Consider the following 21,362-nt stretch of genomic DNA (forward strand, 5'->3'; position numbering starts at 1 on the left):
AATAATCAACAGATTTTTTTGTGAAACAGCCCAAAACAAAAAAACGCATTCAAATTAATGAATGCGTTTTTTAAAATATACTAAATTGTATTCTTTATCCTTTTAAGCTCGCTGCTAAATATTCACGGTTCATACGTGCGATATTTTCAAGAGAAATTCCTTTTGGACATTCGATTTCGCAAGCTCCTGTATTTGTACAGTTACCAAAACCTTCTAAATCCATTTGGTGAACCATGTTTAATACACGGTCAGTCGCTTCAACTTTACCTTGTGGTAATAATGCATATTGAGAAACTTTTGCAGAAACGAATAACATTGCTGAAGAGTTTTTACAAGTTGCAACACAAGCTCCACAACCAATACAAGCCGCTGCATCAAATGATTTGTCTGCATCATCTTTGTTAATTGGAATAGTATTCGCATCGATTGTATTTCCTGAAGTGTTTACAGAGATAAATCCTCCTGCGTGTTGAATTCTGTCAAAAGAACTTCTATCAACAACTAAGTCTTTAATTACCGGGAAAGCTTTTGCTCTAAATGGTTCGATAAAAATTGTATCACCATCTTTGAACATACGCATGTGTAACTGACAAGTTGTAACACCTCTGTCTGGTCCGTGTGCTTCACCGTTGATGAACAAAGAACACATTCCGCAGATTCCCTCGCGACAATCGTGGTCAAATGCTACAGGCTCTTCTCCTTTGTTGATTAGTTCTTCGTTAAGAACGTCAAGCATTTCAAGGAAAGACATATCTGGTTCGATTCCATCGATAGGATATTCTACAATCCCTCCTTTATCTTGGGCGTTTTTCTGACGCCATATTTTTAATGTAAGTTTCATTTTGTGTAAGTTTTAAGTATTACAAAAAAGCATCTAGACTTTTCAAATACTATTTGTAGCTTCTTTGAACTAATTTAATGTTTTCGTAATTAAGAGGTTCTTTGTGTAATACGGCGTCACTTGGTTTTCCTTTGTATTCCCAAGCTGCAACGTATGCAAAGTTATCGTCATCACGAAGTGCTTCTCCTTCTTCTGTCTGGTATTCCTCACGGAAGTGACCTCCACAAGATTCGTTACGGTGTAAAGCATCTTTCGCGAACAATTCTCCTAATTCTAAGAAATCGGCAACACGAGTTGCTTTTTCTAATTCCTGATTAAATTCGTTAGCGCTTCCAGGAACTTTTACATCTTTATAAAACTCTTCACGTAAAGCAGCAATTTCTTCGATAGCTTCAGTTAAACCTTTAGCGTTACGAGCCATACCTACTTTATTCCACATAATTTTTCCTAATTTTTTGTGGAAGTAATCAACTGAATGTTTACCGTTGTTATTGATAAATTTATTGATTTGATCTACAACTGCTTTCTCAGCTTCAACGAATTCTGGTAAGTCTGTAGAAATTGGTCCCATTTTAATATCTGGAGCTAAATAATCTCCGATAGTATATGGCAATACGAAATATCCATCAGCTAAACCTTGCATTAAAGCAGAAGCTCCAAGTCTGTTTGCTCCGTGGTCAGAGAAGTTAGACTCTCCAATTGAGAAACATCCAGGAATTGTAGTCATTAAGTTATAATCAACCCAAGTTCCACCCATTGTGTAGTGAACCGCTGGATAAATCATCATTGGTGTTGTGTAAGGATCTTCATCAACAATTTTCAAGTACATTTGGAATAAGTTTCCATATTTACTCTTCACGATATCAGTTCCTAATTTAGTAACTAAAGCTTTGTCATTTTCATTCAATCCTTTTACGTGAGCAGCTTCTTTTCCGTAACGTTCGATAGCGGCAGCGAAATCTAAGTAAACTGCTTCTCCTGTTTTGTTAACTCCAAAACCAGCATCACATCTTTCTTTAGCCGCACGAGACGCAACATCACGAGGTACAAGGTTACCAAAAGCAGGGTATCTTCTTTCTAAGAAATAATCTCTTTCTGCTTCAGATAAATCTGTTGCTTTTTTTCTTCCTTCACGAATTGCCTGAGCATCTTCTAATTTTGCAGGAACCCAGATACGTCCGTCATTACGTAACGATTCAGACATTAAAGTCAGTTTAGACTGGTGATCTCCAGAAACCGGAATACAAGTTGGGTGAATTTGTGTGTAGCAAGGATTCGCGAAAAACGCTCCTTTTTTATGAATTTTCCAAGCTGCTGTAGCGTTTGATCCCATAGCATTTGTTGAAAGGAAAAATACGTTTCCGTATCCTCCAGAACCAATTACTACCGCATGAGCAGAATGTCTTTCTATTTCTCCAGTGATTAAGTTACGAGCGATAATACCTCTCGCTTTTCCGTTTACGATTACAATGTCAAGCATTTCATGACGGTTGTACATTTTAATTTTTCCACGACCAATCTGACGGTTCATTGCAGAATAAGCTCCTAACAATAATTGTTGTCCAGTTTGTCCTTGTGCGTAAAATGTACGAGAAACCAAAGTTCCTCCAAAAGAACGGTTATCTAAAAGCCCGCCATATTCACGAGCCAATGGCACCCCTTGAGCCACACACTGGTCAATAATATTTGCAGAAACTTCAGCCAAACGGTGAACGTTTGCTTCACGAGCACGGTAATCTCCTCCTTTTACAGTATCATAAAATAATCTGTAAACAGAGTCACCGTCTCCTTTATAATTTTTTGCAGCGTTGATACCTCCTTGTGCAGCGATAGAGTGCGCACGACGTGGAGAATCCTGGAAGCAGAATGCTTTTACGTTATATCCTAACTCTGCCAGAGTAGCCGCAGCCGAACCTCCAGCCAAACCTGTACCAACAACGATAATATCAAGATTACGTTTGTTAGCAGGGTTTACTAAATTAATATGATCTTTATAATTTGTCCATTTGTCCGCTATAGGACCATTTGGAATTTTTGAATCTAATGCCATTATAATTGATATTAATTATTGGTTGAAATGATGAAATAATGCGATAATTACGAAAGCAGCCGGAACAACAACTGCGAACCAGTAACCCACTTTTGCTAAAAATCTAGAGTATTTGTTATGCATCCCCATTGATTGAAGAGATGAACCGAACCCGTGCCATAAGTGAAATCCTAAAAGAATAAAAGAGATACAGTATAAACCTGTACGGATTGGGTCATGAAATTTGTGAACTAATTCACCATAATATCTTGTAGCATCCGGCGCCGTTCCAGCTATATATTTGTAGCTAACCTCAGGAAACCAGAAATCATAAAAGTGCAATCCTAAGAAAGCCAAAATAACCAATCCAGAAATAATCATATTTCTAGAACTCCAAGAAGCGTTAGCCGCTCCGTTGTATTTAGCATATGCAATTGGTCTTGCTGCGCTGTTTTGAGCTGTAAGTATAAATCCCATTACAAAGTGGAAAATTACTCCAAATGCCAAAACTGGCTGCATTACATATTGAATCAGCGGATTGTATCCCATAAAGTGAGAAGCCTCATTGAAGACATCTTTACTTAAAATAGAAATAAAATTTAAGGAAACATGCAGCGCTAAAAACGTGATTAAGAATATTCCCGAAAGAGCCATAGCTACTTTCTTTAAGATGGAAGCATTCAATAGTGCAGATTGTGCCATAAGTGTTTAAGTAGTTTGTTTTAAAAAATTAGACAAAAATAACTCAATTACAAAAGAACTACAACCATTTCGCTGTTATTTATAATGATTTTAAAATAGCATCTTTCTACGTATTTTTACGTACAAATTTTTATCTGATAAAAAATAATTCACTATAGAACCTCAAATCATTGCTTTTTAAAGTCATAACAGAAAATTCAATTCTAAGTAGATTACCAAAAATTTATGATATTGTTATTTTATTCAAAGTTTTGATTTGATTTCTTCAAAAATGTCGGATCGATTAAATTTTATCAAAGTAAAAAATTGTCAGTCCACAACATAGTTTTACCTTTAGCGGCTCAAAAAAATAAGAATGAAAACAGGAATTGACGCTATCTCTTTTGATGTAGCCAACATACATTTACCCATAAAAACCTTGGCCACTGCCAGAAATATTGAACCAGAAAAATTAGAAAAAGGTCTTGGATTACTTAAAATGACTTTCCCAGACGTTCATCAGGACGCTGTTGTTTTTGGAGCAAACGCTTTAACCAAACTTATCCAGAACAATAATATAAATCTTAACGAAATCAGTAGAATTTATGTGGGTACAGAAAGCGGTATCGACAGTTCGAAACCAATTGCTTCGTACTTAATTAGTTTAATGGAGCAGAAATTTGGCGAAGATTCTCTTGCCGAATGCGATGTTGTCGATTTTACCTTTGCTTGTATCGGCGGTGTTGACGCACTGCAAAACTGTCTTGATTTTGTAAAATTGAATCCAACTAAAAAAGCAATTGTTGTAACAAGTGACTTTGCAAAATACGATTTAAATTCTGGAGGAGAATATACGCAAGGTGCCGGAGCTATTGCGATGTTAGTGACTTCAAACCCTAAAATTATTGCTTTTGATGACAATTGGGCAACTAGCACAAAAGGTGTTTTTGATTTCTTTAAACCGTACAGAACGATTTCTAAAGAAGAAATTACTAAAAACGCAAACAACGATTCTTGGTTTGATAATTTAGAAGCTGAAATTGAAATTCACAAAGACCAACCGGTTTTTGATGGCCAGTATTCAAATCAGTGTTATATGGATCGTACGCGTAATGCTTACTTTTCATTCAAAAAATTAAAAAATACTACTGAGACTTTATATAATACTTGGAAAAGTATCGTAATGCACTTGCCGTATTCTTTTCAAGGGCGTAGAATGTTGTCTGAAATTTATGCTTTAGACAGTGCAGAAAAAATTATTGCCGATGATATTGCGCCTGCAGATTATCAGACAAAAATTAAAGAAGTTGCAAAATCTGATGATTATAGAAGTTTTGTAACAGAGAAATTACAACCTGCAGAATTGGCTTCGTCTTTAATTGGAAATCTGTACACAGGTTCTATTTTCATGGGATTATTATCGACTTTGGCTCATTTTCATGATACAAATAAAGAAGTTGCCGGAGAAAAATTCGGTTTCTTAGCTTACGGAAGCGGATCGAAATCGAAAGTTTTTGAAGGAACAATTCAGCCGGAATGGAAATCAGCTTTAGCAAATGTGAAGCTTTTTGAAAATTTAGCGGAAAGCGTAGAAATTGATTTCAATACTTACGAAGGTCTTCACAAAAAAGAACTAAAACAAAGCGTAAGAACTCCAAAACATGAATGGGTTTTAGATAGAATCGAAAAAGAAATCCCAGTTTTAATTGGCGCGAGATATTATAAATGGATTGACTAGTTAAAATTCCAGTCATAAAAAAAACCGAAGTTTAAGCTTCGGTTTTTTTTTATGACTATCAATTATCTTCGTAATGTGCCTTTATTTCTTTTAAAATCTCATACACAACATCGATATTTTTTTCTTTATATCTTCTTGCCCAAAAACTATAAAACCAAACCGTATTTAATTTTGAATTATAATCTGGAGAACCATTATTATCATCTGAATTCATGTTAGCATTTTTATTTATTGAACTCAAAGCATTTTCAGATGCAAACGAACTTAAATTATCAAAATAATATTCAGGAAATTCTTTTTTTAAACCGAAAATCATCGTTTTATAAATTTTATCTAAAGATTGCTCAGGATTTTCAGTGTTATAAATATCATCATGGCTAGTTATTAACATGTTGATCATTTCATTCAAACTCGAATCATAGTAGTTTTTCTCAGATAAAAAAGCATACAGCAATACATTATAACTATCAAAAGTATTACGAATTGCTTCTGAATTCCTTCTTATTTTCTTATCAACTTTGTTTATCTCATCATATTCTTCATAATAAAAACCGCTTTCTGCAGCTTTTCTTATTCCTGTAAATGATTTACCTTTTTCTAAGGCCAAAAAATTCGATAAAAATAGTTTTGCTAAACCCTGAACTTTGGCATCATCATATTTTTCATCATTAAACAAATTCTTAAAATATCCTTCTGTTTCAACATCAGGAAAGCTCATCTCATTAAATCCGTAATAATCAGAGTCTGCTTCTTCTCTTTCACCTTCGCCCTCACTTTCTCTTTCTATATCTGCTCTGGCTGCAGATTCATCTACAACAGCGACTTGAGGTAATGTCCCTATATGAGAATCTTCTTTTTTTAATAAATTGTGGACAATGCCATATAAACTATCACTACTATAAGAAGTCACCCATAGAGATTCGCTTGAAACGGCAAATAAAGATCCTGAAAAAATAATTACTGAAATAACCGCCATCAAAAACCCAAAAAATTTTGTTATTTCATTTATCGATTCCCTTACTCTTAACAAAAGGCCGATCGTTATGCTAGAGACAGTTAAAATTAGTAATGAAGAAAAAAAATCAAACACAAAATTACCATTCTGAACTCCTATCTCAATTTCTGAACAAAGACCAGTAATAGAGATAATAAGAGTTAAGACCCCCAGTATGATATTAATTAAAAAGGAATTTTTCCAAAATTTGTCATTTGGCGTCTGATTATTAACTTCCTCAATTGTCGAATCCGAATCAATAACTCCAACTATTATTCTTTGGATCAATACAGAAAATGCCGATATGACTAAGGCCAAAAAGCCAAAGATTACTACCAAAGCTCTTGAAATCTGTTCGTAATCTGTATAATAGAATTTTTTGAATGCAAAAAACCCAATCAGTATTATTACAGTTTGAATTATTAGAACTATTTTGTATGACTTTATCATTCTTGTATTTTATTATAATATTCTTTTATTTCATTTAAAATTATGGCAACATCTTTTGCCGTTCCTTCATTGTTTCTTCTTGCCCAAAAGCTATAAAACCACATTAAATCAGAATCTTTAAATCCGTCACCATTTGTTAATTTATAATCCTGAAGCTTTTGAATTGTTGACAATGAGAAGTTGTTTTCAAACTGAGCATAATATCCTTCCATAGTAGGTCCAGGAGCATCATTAGAAACATTCATAGCATTATAAATCTCCTCTAATTTTTGATCATCTGAACCAATATCATCATAAGTCAACAAAAGTCCTTCAACAATTTTATCAAAATTGGCCATGCGATAAGTTTCCGGCGAAATAAGATTAAAGAATGCAGAACGGTAATTTTCAAATGACGAATAAAGTCCTTCAGGATTTTTTTCTCGCGAATCATCAATCTCCTGTACCAAATAGTAGTAATCATTAATAGTAATATGATCTTCCATACTTCTGTTGAATAAAATCCTCACGTCATAAAAATCATATTTTCCCTCAAGGCCTCCCCAATCCTGAATCAGTGATTTCCATGAAGCAATTAATTTAGATTCGTGTTCCTTATAGGTATAATCATTATTATCATAACCATCTTCATAATCTCCTGTTTCTTCAACTTCATTCGGAGTAGATTTTTTTAAATCTTTATAATAATCATATCTTAAAGATGCACTCATAAATTCATCTACAAAAGCAACTTCGTAAGCAAACGCCGCAAGAGCTATAAAAAAACCGAAGAAAAAAACAATCACTCCCATTGTTTTATTGGTTTTCCAATAAATTCCTGTCGTGAGCAAAAACGCACCAAGTAATAAACTTAAAATAACAACCAAAAGCAGCCTCGAAAAAACCAAACTATAAAAGAAAACAACTTCTTGAACTACAATTGGTTTTTTAAAATAAATAGCGATTGAGAAAACCGCTATAATTGTTAAAAAGAATATATTACTATAAAAGGCAAATTTCCAGAAGTTTTTTTGACGTATGATTTTCTGAGTATCTTCTTCAACGTTTTCAGTCTCCTGAGGTTTGAAAAACAATGTCAAAATACCTATTAGAAGAGCGATGCCAAAAAATAATAAGGGAGCGATATGTCCATAATTGAATTCATAAGGATGAAGTCCACGGATTTTAAGAATCTTTTGACTTCTAAAATTCATTAAAATTAAAACTCCTAATAAAAGGGCTGGAATAAATTGAACTAATAATACAGTTTTAAAAAATCTTGTTTTTTTATCCATAATTAAACTAATCGGCTATGTAAGAAAATTGCCCAAAACTATTAAAAAAATTTTAACATTTTTTGAGGGAAACCGTATTTTTAAAGAAAGAAAGTACTGCCAATTTTAACATTTACAAAACAGTTTCTACAACTGCATGATTTGCAGATATTTCGTATAAAAAAATAATTTAAAACTAAATTTTATAGATTAAACTAAAAAACCAAAGCTCAGATGGCTTTGGTTTTTAGAACTAACTCTGCAGGTATCAAAAAATTAATCCTTTTTATGTTGCTCCGTATAATTTTGATTTCCTTTTATTCTTGTATCTTCTACATTCATTCCGTTTGCCATTCCAAGCATGAAAGCTGTCATTATTAATATAATTTTTCGTTTTAACCAATGAAGTCGCGGTTTAGATTGTTCTAAACCTTTTTTATGAGTTTGTTTATACATTTTAAAATGATAAATGATTAGACATTATAGTATCATCTTATGCCATGAAATAGCATAAAAGCTCAGAAAAAGAAATTTCTTAAGCGGTGTATAAACTTTTCTTGAAGTTACCAGAAGTAATTATTTCATTCACAAAAACTAATTGCTTTATAAATGAAATTATGTTTTGATGAAGATTTTTACAGATTTTTAGAATAATTTGAGTTTTTGTATACACGAGAATTTTTAAAATCTAGCTCTCTGTTTACAATAACTCGCGAAGATTGATAATATTCTGCCGATTTTGACTGAGAATTTAAAACACAATCGCCCGCAATCGCAACTAAAGCGAGAAAGAAGAAAATTAGGTGTTTTAAATGGTTGTTCAATTTTCAAACTGTTTTTTTACTACTTCAAATATAAATTACTTAGAAATCGTAAACTTATTATGGCTCAAAGTAAAACCTAAGTTTTCATAAATCGCAACGTTTTCTACTCGCTTTTTATTTGTGGTTACTTCAATGCTTTTTAAATTATTTTGTTCTGAATATCGAACTATTTCATCAATCAATTTTCTTCCAACTCCTTTTCCACGATGGTTTTTATCAATAAAAAATTCATGAATTTCACCTACCAAACCACAATGATGCAGTAAATTTTGAATATGAAACGTAATAAAACCTAAACTTTCGTTTTCGCTTTCGGCTATTAAATACAGATAATTGGGGTTTGAAATATTTTCAATGAATATATTTTTGAATGTTTCGAAATCAAAAACTTCATTTTCGAGTTCACATATTGATTTGTAGACGAAGTCTAGGTCTTGTATTTGGATTTTTCTTATGTTGATGTTTAACTGCATAATCTATAAATTGCCATAAACTATAATATGATGCGCATACGTTAATTTATCATCAAACCAGTTTATAAGTTCTGCAAGAAAAGCTTTTTCCTGTTCGTCTTTTCCTTCAATGATTTTTAATTTTTCCAAGATAATTTCGCTTGTTTTCTTATTAAAGAAATTATGACCAACCCTATCAAATCCGTCTTCTATTCTATCATATTTATAATTTTGAAATGGAAAAACTGATTCAAAAACCGTTATAACAATCTCAAAATCCTGCCATGGAATAAAAGCATCATTTCTTTTTGCTGTTTTAAAAAAGTGTCCTTCTTCATTTGCTGGCCACAAAACAAATCCAATTTTTTCAGCAGAATATTTTCCTGTTTCTATTTTCACAGGTTTTTGATTAATTCTTTCTATAGTTTTTACCACATCGTAATTACAAATTTGATATTCTTTTGTTGCCGTTTCTTTATCGCAATCGGTCGTTTTACAGATCTCGATAATATTTTCATTGTGAAAATCCTTTTCAGAAAGTTCAACGTCGCCATTATTCTTTTTAAGAAGTTCAATCGCTTTGTTTAAAGGAATAGAAATTTTACTTCTTAATATTTTTATGTTTTCGCTATTCATTTAAAGATATTCAAATTTCAGTTTTTTATATACTTCTTCATAAGGCACCAGCCATTCGAGAGTTATAAATTCATCACATTCCTCTTTAAATTCTGACTCCGAATCTATTAATATAGCAGATCCTCCATTTCTCACCATATCTTTCACTATTTCATAACTAATTTTTGCTGATTCTGGATGCTGACCTGCCAAATCAAAAACGATATCTTTTGTTTTGGAAAGCGTCGAACACAAAAAAACTACTTTTTGATATCCCCAATAAAACTCTTTAAATTTTGTCTTTTTATTTACCCAAGGAAAACTGTAGATTTTTTGAATAAATTCACTTTCTAAATTTGCATTTTTTTCTAAATACGCTTCAACTGTCGTGGGAAAAAATATTCTTCTAAATTTAGATTCTTTATAATAATTATCATAGAGCAGAGGTCGTTTTATCTTTACATTCTCAGTCTTAGTTTTACCTATCAGTATATCAATAAGAATTCTTTTAAATTCATAATAATGAGGTCCGCCATGCAGATTAATCACGACCAATTCTCCTTCTCTTAACTCAAAAGGCGGTATAAAATATTGGTCGGTTCTTATTCCTTTACTTTCTAATAGAAGTTCTTTCATTTTATCACAATAAAGTCTACTTCAAGATTACACAATTCTATCTTCAAAACCAAACTCAAATAGTCAGAAAAATTGTATTTTTGCATTTAGGAAATATCCTTAAAAATATAAAAGAATTTTTAAATATCTTTGAATTATGAGCACAACACCAAAACCCAGACATATCGGCAGAAACATTAGCCGAATAAGAGAATTGAGAGACATGAAGCAGGAAGCGCTTGCGCAGGCAATTGGTACAAATCAGCAATCGATCTCTATTATTGAAGGAAGTGAAAGCGTTGACGATGAAAAATTAAAAAAAATTGCAGAAGCTCTAGGAGTTCCTGCCGAAGTAATTAGAAATTTTTCGGAAGAAGCTGTTTTTAATATTATGGGGAATACTTATCATAATGATTCTTCTTCTATCAAAAATCATAATTGCACTTTTAATCCTTTAGATAAACTTATTGAAATTATCGAAAAGAATGAAAAACTTTATGAGCGTTTGGTTGAAAGTGAAAAAGAGAAAGTGGCGCTTTTGGAGAAGTTACTTGATAAAAAATAGAATTTACGATATAAAAAAACCGAAGTCAATTGGACTTCGGTTTTTTATTTTTTTAGTTTTTATTCTTTTCCTTCTAATGCTATATTAAAGTGCCATTCATGTTGAAACCAAACATTAGCATCTTCAAGGCTATTATTTCTGCTAATTCTGGCTTGTCCTCCATAACCACTATTATAGCAGAAACCACTTCCAGTTTTAGTATCAGCTGAACTGCCTGAGGAGACACCTAATTTATCTCCATCAACTAAATACCAATAAAAGCTATATGCTTTATTAGCTTCAAAATAAAGATTTAGATTTTGCAGATCAAATGGAATAAAACCTCCATTAAAAGACTGTGAAACTTCAGTAGTTGTAGTCGCTAAAATATTAAAATTTGAATCCTTGATAATTAATTTCAATGTTACTCGCTTATTATACTTTTGCTTACCTTCATAATAAGCAAATCCTTCTTGAAGGTGAATACTAAAAGCTGAAGGAACTAAATTTTTATCAACTATTACTATTTGTCCAGTTCCAACATTTCTATCATAAGGTAATATATCATCTGGAGCATTAGTTCTGTTATCACCGCCAAACCACTTTGATGCATTTGTATCTGTACATGATCTTGATATTTTAGTGTTCATATGCTCTATTTTTACTTCATAAATCTTTTCTGCACCAGATTCAGACTTAACTGTAAAATTTACTGGTTCAGAATAATCTTTAATCGTTTTTGGGTCCGGTGTTACGGTTGCATATTTTGAAAATTTAAACTCAACATTTAAATTTTTAAGATCATTGCTTTCAGGAATTCTTTTCGTTATTAATCCGTTTTCGTTATTAATATCAGTGCTTAATACTAAATTTGGAGTTTTTACATTTACTTCCAAGATGAAATTATCTGTACTTGGCTCTCTTTTTATATCTACATTATAATTTTTGACATCTCCATTTTCTGCCGTCACTATAAAAATAACAGGTCCATTAATAGATTTAACCGTTACTGGATCTGGGCTTATTGTTGCTCCTTTAGGGATCGAAATATTTAAATTTATATTTTCTAATTCAAATGTACTCTCAACAATACCGCTTATCGAATTTTCTTCAATTGAAAATTCTTTGGTAATATCTCCTTTTGTGATTGTAAAAGACTGAATTGTATTTTCTTTACTTAAACTCACTTCTGAAACACAGGATATCATTAAAAGAGAAACAAAAAAGAAGGTTGAAAATAGGGTAATTTTAGTTTTCATAAATTTTCAGAGTTAGTTTATTGGCTGCAAATATTATCATTTACAATTCAATTTCTATACGGGAAACCGTATTCATTCAAAATTAAGAAGATAAAATTCATATTGTTTCCCGGAATATTTATTTAAATCATAGATATAATCTTTCATTTGAGAACAGCAAAATTAACCACTCAATTCTTCTACTTAATACACAAAGAAAAAACCAAACTTTTCAACTGCATGTCATTGTAACAAAAGCTCAATAAATAAGAAAACTTTAGTAAATCAATTTCACGCTGTTTATTTAAAATATGTAATTTTGAAATTCGAAGTTCAAAAATGAAATAATTATGAAATATCATCAAATAAACAGTGGTCTTTTTGTAAAAAACCGCAGAAAGTTCATGGCAGAAATGAAACCAAATTCTGTTGCCGTGTTCAATTCAAATGACATTTACCCAATTAGTGCCGACAGTACTTTACCTTTTGCGCAGCACAGAGATATTTTTTATCTAAGTGGTGTAGATCAGGAAGAAAGTGTTTTGCTTTTGTTTCCAGATGCGCCTTACGAAAGCCAGAGAGAAATTCTTTTCTTAAGAGAAACGAACGATCATATCGCGGTTTGGGAAGGTGAAAAACTGACTAAAGAACGCGCTTTTCAGGTTTCGGGAATTAGAACGGTTTATTGGTTACAGGATTTTCATAAAGTTTTGAACGAAATGATGACGTATGCCGATACGATGTACATCAACACTAACGAACATTACCGCGCATCTGTTGAAACAGAAACACGCGAAGCTCGTTTTGTAAAATGGTGGAAAGAGCGTTATCCGGCACATAATGTGGCAAAAAGCAACCCAATTTTACAAAGACTTCGTTCTGTAAAAGAAAGTGAAGAAATCGATTTGATTCAGCACGCCTGCGATATTACTGAAAAAGGTTTCCGCAGATTATTAGGATTTGTAAAACCAAATGTTACAGAATATGAGGTTGAAGCCGAATTAGCTCACGAATTTATCCGTAACCGTTCTAAAGGTTTTGCTTATACACCAATTATCGCTTCTGGAAACAATGCGAATGTTTTGCATTATATCGAAAATAACCAACAATGTAAAGACGGCGATTTATTATTATTAGACGTTGCTGCAGAATATGCGAATTATTCTAGCGATATGACAAGAACGATTCCTGTGTCAGGACGTTTTACAGATCGTCAGAAAGCGGTTTACAATGCCGTTTTAAGAGTTAAAAACGAAGCTACAAAAATGTTGACTCCAGGAACACTTTGGAAACAATATCATGTTGAAGTGGGTAAAATCATGACTTCTGAATTACTTGGTCTAGGTTTATTAGACAAAGCCGATGTTCAGAACGAAAATCCAGAATGGCCGGCTTACAAAAAGTATTTCATGCACGGAACGTCTCACCACATGGGACTTGACACGCACGATTACGGATTGCTTCACGAACCAATGAAACCAAATATGGTTTTTACAGTTGAACCAGGAATCTACATTCCGGCAGAAAAATTTGGAATTCGTTTAGAAGATAATGTTGTGGTTCAGGAAAAAGGAGAACCCTTCAACTTAATGAGAAACATTCCTGTTGAAGCTGATGAGATTGAAACTTTGATGAATGAATAAATAAAAAAAAGAGCTGCCTAGATTTTAGACAGCTCTTTTTGTTTATAAATATTTTATTGAAAACTTAATGTTTAATTTTTTAATATCACAGTTATCATTCCGTTAGGAATGTTTGGTCGGTAAAAAAATAAAGATCGCAGCATTTACGTTCCGTAGGAACGTTTGATGCATTCAATTGTTAAAAATGATATCAAAACCAAACGTTCCTGTGGAACGTAAACCATATTAACATTATAATTTTCTACCGACGAAATGTTCCTACGGAATAAAGAAATATGTAAAATAAAAAGGGTTGTCTACTTTAGACAACCCTTTTTATTTTATTTACAAATCGAATATTATCCGATTTTTGCTATCTGCACATCTAATTCGAATTTGCCTGTAGCTTCATTTTCGTTGATTAACTCAAAAAGCTCTAAAGCTCTTCTTGCGTTTTTCTCTTCTTCTCTTTGTTCTGCTACGTACCACATCATGAAATCTTCTGTAGCGTAGTCGTTTTCAGCTCTACATTTTGCAACCACTTTATTGATTGCCTGAGTAACTGCAATTTCGTTTTGCAAAGCAATTTCAAACACTTCTCTAAAAGAAGCAAATTCTTGCTGAACTTCTCCCACAGACGGCGTAACAGCAATCCCTCCCATATCTGTAATGAATTTAAAGATTTTTAGAAAGTGCTCTCTTTCTTCTTCAGCTTGCTTATATAAATATCCTGCTGTATTTGCATAACCGTTTCTATCTAACCATGCAGCCATAGCTAAATATTTGTTTGAAGCGTCGCTTTCTAATTTTGCCTGTAAATTCAATATATTTTCTATGCCTTCAGTTAATGAAGTGCTAGTTCTTAGTAAATCTTTCATAGTCTTAAATTTTAATAATGTAAAATTACTAAAATTAGACGGAAGAGTCCTAAGTGCCTGAAAATTTGGATTTAATCTAAGTAAGAATCTAAATAAGCTCTACGTTTACCATATTGCAAAGCATAGAATGCAGATTCAGGGTAAATTTTGTTCCGTTTAATAATTCTCTCAACTGCACTATTTCGCAGATTGTAAGATTTCTTGAAAAATTTCTCTTGGTAGTTTCAATCAATTGCGCATCTGACTTATCAGACAAGTCGTAAAGCATATTAAGAATGTCAACGTTATTAACCTTTCTTTGAAAAAGCAAAAAATCCTGAATTTTATAACTTGACACTGTATCAACAAAATTGATAATTATACTATTGGTCAAATCACATTGGTAACTGTATCCTTTTTCGGTTTCAAATAATACTTTGGTGGTCAAATCACTAACTAATGCCATTCTGATAAAATTATAACGATGCAAAAATATATAATTTCAGTGAATTAAATACATAATTAAGACTAATTTAAAATAACATTTTTTTTAAAACTAAAAAACTTTGGGATTGTGAGTCATTTTTAGCATTACGAACGGTTCGATATGAGAAAAAATAAAAAACGGTTTTCATTACTGAAAACCGTTTTTATTTTTTTTTTAAGTATCATTATTGCTTTAAAACTTTAAAAGTCTGTGTCTTTTCATCAGCTTTTATTTTCACAAAATAAACCCCGGTACTTCCGTTAATCATAAGATCTGTTTTTGAAGAATCAGAAAATACCTTTTCTGTTAATTTTGTTCCGTTAGTATCATAAAGCTGTATTGTGCCTCCTCCTGTATAACTTTTCAGATCTACTGAAATCTTTCCAGAAGTTGGATTAGGATAAACAACAGCGTTTGAAGTTTTTACAAAATCATCTGTCGACAATGTACTTTCATACTTAACAATTCCACAATCTTCATTAAAATGAATTACAGTTCCATCTATTTCATTAGTAGTTATTACACTTCCAAAACTTGTATAATTATTTGCTCTCATATTAGCACATAAATAAAATGAACCATCTTCGGCTTTAAAGAAATCATAGATATTGATTAAAGGCACATTAATATGATTTCGATTGTCTCCATTTGCAGTTATCTTTTTTAAATTGCCAGATAGATCATAAGTTGCCATAAAGAAATCATAATTGCTCATTGTCAGCTTATAGCTCTGTCCATTACCAATAATAAAATCTCCAGTTTCTGAAATTCCTCCAATAATATGCAATTTATTATTGTCTTTAATAATTTTATTTCCTCCGCTATTTGCATATTTACTCCCCGTTATCCATTCACATTTTCCTGCAGAATTAACTTTTGTTAAAAAGAAACTGCCAATATTATTTTGAGTAATTGAACCATCAGCATTTTCAAAAACATGCATTGCATTTGCATTGGTACAATTATTACTTCCTGTAATATAATTATTTCCTTCTTTGTCTGTAACCATTGAGCCAAATGTCACATTATTTTTGATTTCATTATTTTCTGTACTGCTTCTTGTTTTCCACTGAAGAATACCATCCTTATTATATTTTACTAAAAACATTCTTTGACCGTATCCAGCAAAACGTTTCAATACTTGGGGCGCTGCATTATTTCCTGCAGAATACAATTTTAAATCAAATTCATAATTTCCTCCAAAATAAATATTATTATCCTTATCTATACCGAGACTCTCAATTCCTGCACTATTAACATGATAAAGAGTAATTCCTGCGTACCAGATAACATTACCAAGAGGTGATATTTTCAACAATGTTAAATTATCTGCTTGTGTTGTTTCCATTGGCTGGTTAATCATTGTTGACTTAACACCATTAAAATATAGCTGATATTGGTTTGTATAAGCAGAGTTTAAATTAATTGTTGTAATTAAATTGTTGTCATTATCGATATATAGTTTTTTTGCCAATGGGCCGCTTGTCTCGCTATTTAAAATCCAGATAAGTTTACCTTGCTTATCTAGTTTCATAATATAACCGTAATTTACATTTGCCCCTGTTACAACACTGACTTTTATTCTTTCTCCTTTATTATCTATAAATGTACCATCATGTGTACCGCATATATAAATGTTTCCATCATGATCAACTACAGAAGAAAATATAATATCTCTATCTCTATTTGTCAGCGCATGTTCAGTACTTAACATCCATTTTAAAACTCCTTTTCTGTCATACTTAGTTAAAAAGCTTCCTATTTTATTTCTAAAGTTAGGCTTTACCCCAATCTTGGAATCAAATATCTGATCATTAAATCCTCCAGAAACCAAAAAGCCATCCTCAGTTGAAGTTAATCCATAATTACCTTCATATTCATATCCATTCCACTGAGAATCAACCCCGTCATTTATGAGTGCCCAACAATTATTTGATGTTTCTGAATCTTTATAAATATAAGGTCCATCTTTTTCTATTTTATCATAGCAGCCATTATCAGACCAAACTTCGAGATCAATCTTTGTATTACCTTCTTTTGAAAAACTTGTCTTATCTTGTGCCAAGCCGGAAGTTAATAGGGAGGCATTAGGTAAAAAATCCCACTTATAATTTTGTGCATCTATTGCTTTTTCATAAAATGTTACTTTTTCATCTGGATTTGCATTTATTATATCTGCATAAAAATCAGCCTGAGTATGTTCTACTGTAATATGAATTCTATCATTAAATTCTTTATAACAAGCCGCATCTCCATTTTTTGCCTGTAGATAATAATCTCCAGTTTTGCTTATTAAATTACTTTTAAAAGAAATTGTATGTCCATTACCAGGTCCGCTTGTTCCATAAGATCCAGCATCTCCATTTCTTCTTAGGGTATATACTACCCCAACTTCAGAATTTTGAATCTCTACATCTATTGATTCACTTTTACATAAAATATTATCACTAATTTTTACCGGAAGATTAATTATTGGAATTGGGCTTATATAAATCTTTTTGGTATCGGTAGATTCTATGCCATAACTGTTTTTTACAATATACTTTATATCGTAATTTCCCGCTGTTTTAAAACTATAAAAAACACTTCCACATACAGTACTTACCTGAACATCGTTTACAAACCATTTACAACTTGAAGTTGCTCCTCTTATGCCATCTAATTTTAAATTATCGCCAACACAAACTCCCGTTAGAGATGAAATATTCACATAAGGAACGCGTTCTCCTCCTCCATTAACAGTTTTTAAAATCACACCTGAATTACCACATGCATATATCGCAGCATTTGCCACCTGTTTCCAAAAAGAATTAATGGAATAATTTAATGACGTAGTCTGCCATTCTAAAACATTATTACCATAATTATAATAAATACCATGATCTGTTCCTATGTATTCACTATCTGAATTTGCCGAGATACATTTTGCATTTAATACCCCATTATAATAGTTTGTATGATTATTGTAAAGCTCGTTGTAAATATTGAAATGCAAAAATCTGTCACCAACTGCATAACTTCTGCCATTATTATATAGCCCCGTTCCATACGCTACAGCGTTGTTAGTCGAGTTTGGCGTTTTCATTTCCTGAAAATTATACTTATTATCAAAATATTCAAAATAAAATAATTTTCCGTTTGCAGCTATTTTACATTTACTATTATAGAAAGATATTGAAGTAAAATCATCATCACTCAGCTTCACTGCATCTTTTATTTTAGAAGCATTAAAAGTTACAACTAACCCGTTATTACCTACTGCAACGTACTCACCATTTATTCTGGAATAAGAAATATTATTTAGTTTTGAATTGATTGCACCAACATATAAAATTTCATATTTAAGCGCTGGCAATTCTATTTTCATTATAATTGCCTGACTTGTTAGTGTATTCTGTCCACATGCAAAAACAATTCCTGTTGAAGCAGAACCACTATCCTCAGCATAACAGTGTGTAAATTTGGTATTGTCATAAATTATTGCATTACCAGCATTATCAATTATTTTAAATTGTTGCCAGCTCTCTGCACCTTGACCTCCATTAGTTGTAAAGTACAAGCCTTTTTCTCCAGATACTAATCCATTATTACCAAAGAAAACTACACCGGTTAAATTATCAGTTAAACCTGTATCTAAATTAACCCACTGGCTAAATGAAAAATGAATATTAAACAATAAGAATAAGCAGAGTAAAGTTCTTTTCATATTTTAGTAGGTTAATTATTAAAAATCTGGTAAAACTAATAAATTTTAAACATGTTTTAACAAAAAATATTTTACACATCATAGGACTCATTATCAATATTTTAGCAATTCAAATTTCCTATTATAGCTTTAAAAAAGAAATCTAAAAACATTATATAAAGCTCAAAAATTCAAAACAGTTATTTTTGTAAAAATTATTATCGTGAAAAATATTCTATATAAAAACACTAATATCTCTTTTACAGATTCTGGAGAAGGAACTGCAGTAGTTTTACTTCATGGGTTTCTTGAAAACAAAAAAATGTGGACAGAATATGTCGATCTTTTTTCAAAAAAAAACCGTGTTATTACAATCGACTTATTAGGTCACGGCGAATCTGATTCTTTAGGCTATGTTCATGAAATGGAAGAAAACGCCAATGTTGTCAATCATGTTTTAGAACATTTAAAAATCGAAAAAGCAATTATCTTGGGGCATTCAATGGGTGGTTATGTTGGTTTGGCTTTCGCCGAATTGTATCCTGAAAAAATCCTGAAATTAGTTTTACAGAATTCAACTTCAAAAGAAGACAGCCAAGAAAAAAAACTCAACAGAACCCGCGCCATAAAAGCAGTAAAACAAAATTATATAAGTTTTGTTAGTTTGGCAGCTGCGAATTTATTCAGCGAAAACAACAGAACAAGATTAACCGAAGAAATCGAAAAAGTAAAAACCGAAGCTTTAAAAACGCCTTTGCAGGGAATTATCGCATCGCTGGAAGGAATGAAAATTCGAAAAGATCGTGAATGGCTTTTAAAAGAAAATCGTTTTCCGGTATTATTAATTTTAGGAAAAAAAGATCCTGTTTTAAACTACGAAGAAAGTCTTTCCCAAACTCAAAATACATCTGTAAAATTAGTTTCTTTTGAAGATGGACATATGAGCCAGATAGAAAATAAAGACGAGTTGAAATCCATTTTAGTAAACTACTTCGAGTAAAAACAGAAAATACCAAAAGCAGAAAAGGCCATTTCGAAAAATTACGAAACAGCCTTTTCTTCATTGTGGGGGCAAAAAATTATAATTTTGTAATAATGTCTTTTTTGAATTTTGCCAAAGTAGCTCTTGTTAATCCAAGATTTGCTTTTTTAGCGTCGACAGCTAAGTAAATAAAATACTGTCCGTCTTCAGAAACATCTATAATGTGTATTTGATCCGTCAATGTAATTAAAATATCGTTGATTTTTTGTTCTAATCCTAAAGCTTTAATGGCATTCAATTTTGCTTTTACAACTTCTAAATTGTAAGCAGATGCTAATTCAGGATCAAAATCTGATTTTACAGAAAGTGAGCAGTAAGACATTCCTGTCTCAACTTCAGTTACTGAAACTGCAATAAATCCGTGAACATTCTCTTTTAAATCATTTTGAAAATTTTGTAAAAAATCTGACATGTTTTATATAAAATATTGGTTTAAATTAATTATTGAAAACGGTATCCATTTTTCTAAGTAAAAGTCCCATTTTACTTATATCTTTAGAAAGCAATGCTACGCAATTATCATCCTCGCTTTTGTTTGCTACTACAATTCCGTCATTATTTTTAATCATAACTTGTTTTAAGTCACCATTATTAACATCTTCAGACATTTCCAAACACATTTTCAAAATCATTCCAATCATTGCGGCAACATTTCCGTCATATTCTAAATTAACCGATTCCAATAAAATTCCGTCAATATTAAAAGTAATTCCAGACTCAGCTCCAGTTTCTTCAACAAGTGTATTTAAATCAATCATATAACATTAATTTTTTAAGAAGGTCAAAGTTATTTTTAATAAAGAGAATTGTTCCATAAACACTTGTTAAAAAAAACCTTAAACACAACTAGCTGAGTAACTTTTATTTATCATATAATTAAACCTAATTTTTAAAAGAAAATCTTTAAAAAAATTTAACAGAAAAAAGATATTTACTCAAATTTGAAACATTTTAATTCATAAAATTCAAAACATACTTTCGCTTTATGCAGAGAGTCAGTTTAATAGAACTTTTTTCTAAATTTGCAAAAAATATTTCCGATGAAAACTGTAGATGAATTACGTTTTGACTTAAATGTAAAATTGATGAAGTTTAGAAGATTTCGTTTTGAAAATGGACCAATAAATGCTTCAATTTCAGAAGAACCTGCAAAAAAAGGTTTCTTCAAAAAAATATTTAGTTAAAAACCACTTACAAAAAGCTGCAATGATTTTTCAATCTAAATTGCAGCTTTTTCCTTTATGTTCTGAATCTTAACTTCAACAAGAGAAAAAACTGCTAAAAGAACAGGACTACATTTTTTTAGTAAAATTTATATCCGTCATATTTCTTCGCTTCAAAAGAATTTATTTTTTAAGTGTAACCTTTAGAATTCCTGATTTAAGATGTGAAGCA

19 protein-coding genes are annotated in these 21,362 nt (G+C 31.5%); 5 read left to right on the forward strand and 14 right to left on the reverse strand.

Annotated elements, in window-relative coordinates; genetic code table 11:
- Positions 1–94 precede the first annotated feature (94 nt).
- From ABD859_RS03800 to ABD859_RS03810, 3 genes are read right to left on the reverse strand one after another with little or no spacing between them, the layout of a single operon-like run.
- The gene (locus ABD859_RS03800; RefSeq protein ID WP_345140458.1) at positions 95–841 is read right to left on the reverse strand and encodes a succinate dehydrogenase/fumarate reductase iron-sulfur subunit; all 747 of its coding nucleotides are present in this window, start codon (positions 839–841) and stop codon (positions 95–97) included.
- A 49-nt stretch (positions 842–890) separates the two neighbouring features.
- A complete protein-coding gene (locus ABD859_RS03805) occupies positions 891–2,891 on the reverse strand; it encodes a fumarate reductase/succinate dehydrogenase flavoprotein subunit (RefSeq protein WP_345140460.1) in 2,001 nt (666 codons plus the stop codon).
- 15 nt (positions 2,892–2,906) lie between these two features.
- Positions 2,907–3,572, reverse strand: coding sequence for a succinate dehydrogenase cytochrome b subunit (locus ABD859_RS03810; protein ID WP_345140463.1), 666 nt, complete (start codon positions 3,570–3,572; stop codon positions 2,907–2,909).
- Positions 3,573–3,927: 355 nt separating this feature from the next.
- Between ABD859_RS03810 and ABD859_RS03815 the strand changes: the two genes are divergently transcribed.
- On the forward strand, positions 3,928–5,289 hold the full coding sequence (locus tag ABD859_RS03815; protein ID WP_345140466.1) for a hydroxymethylglutaryl-CoA synthase family protein: 1,362 nt from the start codon (positions 3,928–3,930) through the stop codon (positions 5,287–5,289).
- A 58-nt stretch (positions 5,290–5,347) separates the two neighbouring features.
- Here ABD859_RS03815 and ABD859_RS03820 read toward each other — a convergent pair whose 3' ends face one another.
- The 5 genes from ABD859_RS03820 to ABD859_RS03840 form a co-directional block, all read right to left on the reverse strand.
- On the reverse strand, positions 5,348–6,733 hold the full coding sequence (locus ABD859_RS03820; protein ID WP_345140468.1) for a hypothetical protein: 1,386 nt from the start codon (positions 6,731–6,733) through the stop codon (positions 5,348–5,350).
- Positions 6,730–8,007, reverse strand: coding sequence for a hypothetical protein (locus ABD859_RS03825; RefSeq protein WP_345140470.1), 1,278 nt, complete (start codon positions 8,005–8,007; stop codon positions 6,730–6,732). The genes ABD859_RS03820 and ABD859_RS03825 overlap by 4 nt, the downstream gene beginning before the upstream one ends.
- 838 nt (positions 8,008–8,845) lie before the next feature.
- The gene (locus ABD859_RS03830; protein WP_345140472.1) at positions 8,846–9,283 is read right to left on the reverse strand and encodes a GNAT family N-acetyltransferase; all 438 of its coding nucleotides are present in this window, start codon (positions 9,281–9,283) and stop codon (positions 8,846–8,848) included.
- Between the two features lie 3 nt (positions 9,284–9,286).
- The gene (locus tag ABD859_RS03835) at positions 9,287–9,898 is read right to left on the reverse strand and encodes a hypothetical protein (RefSeq protein WP_345140474.1); all 612 of its coding nucleotides are present in this window, start codon (positions 9,896–9,898) and stop codon (positions 9,287–9,289) included.
- Positions 9,899–10,513, reverse strand: coding sequence for a hypothetical protein (locus ABD859_RS03840; protein WP_345140477.1), 615 nt, complete (start codon positions 10,511–10,513; stop codon positions 9,899–9,901).
- A gap of 136 nt (positions 10,514–10,649) precedes the next feature.
- On the opposite strand from ABD859_RS03840, the gene ABD859_RS03845 reads away from it, so the two are divergent.
- Positions 10,650–11,057: a helix-turn-helix domain-containing protein gene (locus ABD859_RS03845; protein WP_345140480.1), complete on the forward strand. Its 408-nt coding sequence runs from the start codon at positions 10,650–10,652 to the stop codon at positions 11,055–11,057.
- A gap of 59 nt (positions 11,058–11,116) precedes the next feature.
- Here the strand turns inward: ABD859_RS03845 and ABD859_RS03850 are convergent, their stop codons facing one another.
- Positions 11,117–12,295 (reverse strand): DUF5018 domain-containing protein, encoded by a 1,179-nt coding sequence (locus ABD859_RS03850; RefSeq protein ID WP_345140485.1) that lies wholly within the window; start codon positions 12,293–12,295, stop codon positions 11,117–11,119.
- Between the two features lie 329 nt (positions 12,296–12,624).
- Here ABD859_RS03850 and ABD859_RS03855 point away from each other — a divergent pair, with 329 nt between their 5' ends.
- Positions 12,625–13,917 carry an aminopeptidase P family protein gene (locus ABD859_RS03855; RefSeq protein WP_345140488.1) on the forward strand — a complete coding sequence of 431 codons (1,293 nt, stop codon included), beginning with the start codon at positions 12,625–12,627 and terminating at the stop codon, positions 13,915–13,917.
- Between the two features lie 338 nt (positions 13,918–14,255).
- Here the strand turns inward: ABD859_RS03855 and ABD859_RS03860 are convergent, their stop codons facing one another.
- The 3 genes from ABD859_RS03860 to ABD859_RS03870 form a co-directional block, all read right to left on the reverse strand.
- Positions 14,256–14,774, reverse strand: a complete 519-nt coding sequence (locus tag ABD859_RS03860; RefSeq protein WP_345140491.1) for a ferritin — start codon at positions 14,772–14,774, stop codon at positions 14,256–14,258.
- Between the two features lie 88 nt (positions 14,775–14,862).
- Positions 14,863–15,219 carry a hypothetical protein gene (locus tag ABD859_RS03865; protein ID WP_345140493.1) on the reverse strand — a complete coding sequence of 119 codons (357 nt, stop codon included), beginning with the start codon at positions 15,217–15,219 and terminating at the stop codon, positions 14,863–14,865.
- A 205-nt stretch (positions 15,220–15,424) separates the two neighbouring features.
- On the reverse strand, positions 15,425–18,946 hold the full coding sequence (locus ABD859_RS03870) for a T9SS type A sorting domain-containing protein (RefSeq protein WP_345140497.1): 3,522 nt from the start codon (positions 18,944–18,946) through the stop codon (positions 15,425–15,427).
- A gap of 202 nt (positions 18,947–19,148) precedes the next feature.
- On the opposite strand from ABD859_RS03870, the gene ABD859_RS03875 reads away from it, so the two are divergent.
- Positions 19,149–19,925 carry an alpha/beta fold hydrolase gene (locus ABD859_RS03875; protein WP_345140500.1) on the forward strand — a complete coding sequence of 259 codons (777 nt, stop codon included), beginning with the start codon at positions 19,149–19,151 and terminating at the stop codon, positions 19,923–19,925.
- Between the two features lie 79 nt (positions 19,926–20,004).
- On the opposite strand, the gene ABD859_RS03880 is transcribed toward ABD859_RS03875, so the two are convergent.
- Both ABD859_RS03880 and ABD859_RS03885 read right to left on the reverse strand, forming a co-directional pair.
- On the reverse strand, positions 20,005–20,379 hold the full coding sequence (locus ABD859_RS03880; protein ID WP_345140503.1) for a hypothetical protein: 375 nt from the start codon (positions 20,377–20,379) through the stop codon (positions 20,005–20,007).
- Positions 20,380–20,404: 25 nt separating this feature from the next.
- Complete coding sequence (locus tag ABD859_RS03885) at positions 20,405–20,725, reverse strand: roadblock/LC7 domain-containing protein (protein ID WP_345140506.1); 321 nt, start codon at positions 20,723–20,725, stop codon at positions 20,405–20,407.
- A 282-nt stretch (positions 20,726–21,007) separates the two neighbouring features.
- Between ABD859_RS03885 and ABD859_RS03890 the strand changes: the two genes are divergently transcribed.
- A complete protein-coding gene (locus ABD859_RS03890) occupies positions 21,008–21,151 on the forward strand; it encodes a hypothetical protein (protein ID WP_159436622.1) in 144 nt (47 codons plus the stop codon).
- The last annotated feature ends 211 nt before the right edge of the window (positions 21,152–21,362 follow it).

The organism is Flavobacterium ginsengiterrae, assembly GCF_039539785.1.
GTDB lineage: Bacteria > Bacteroidota > Bacteroidia > Flavobacteriales > Flavobacteriaceae > Flavobacterium > Flavobacterium ginsengiterrae.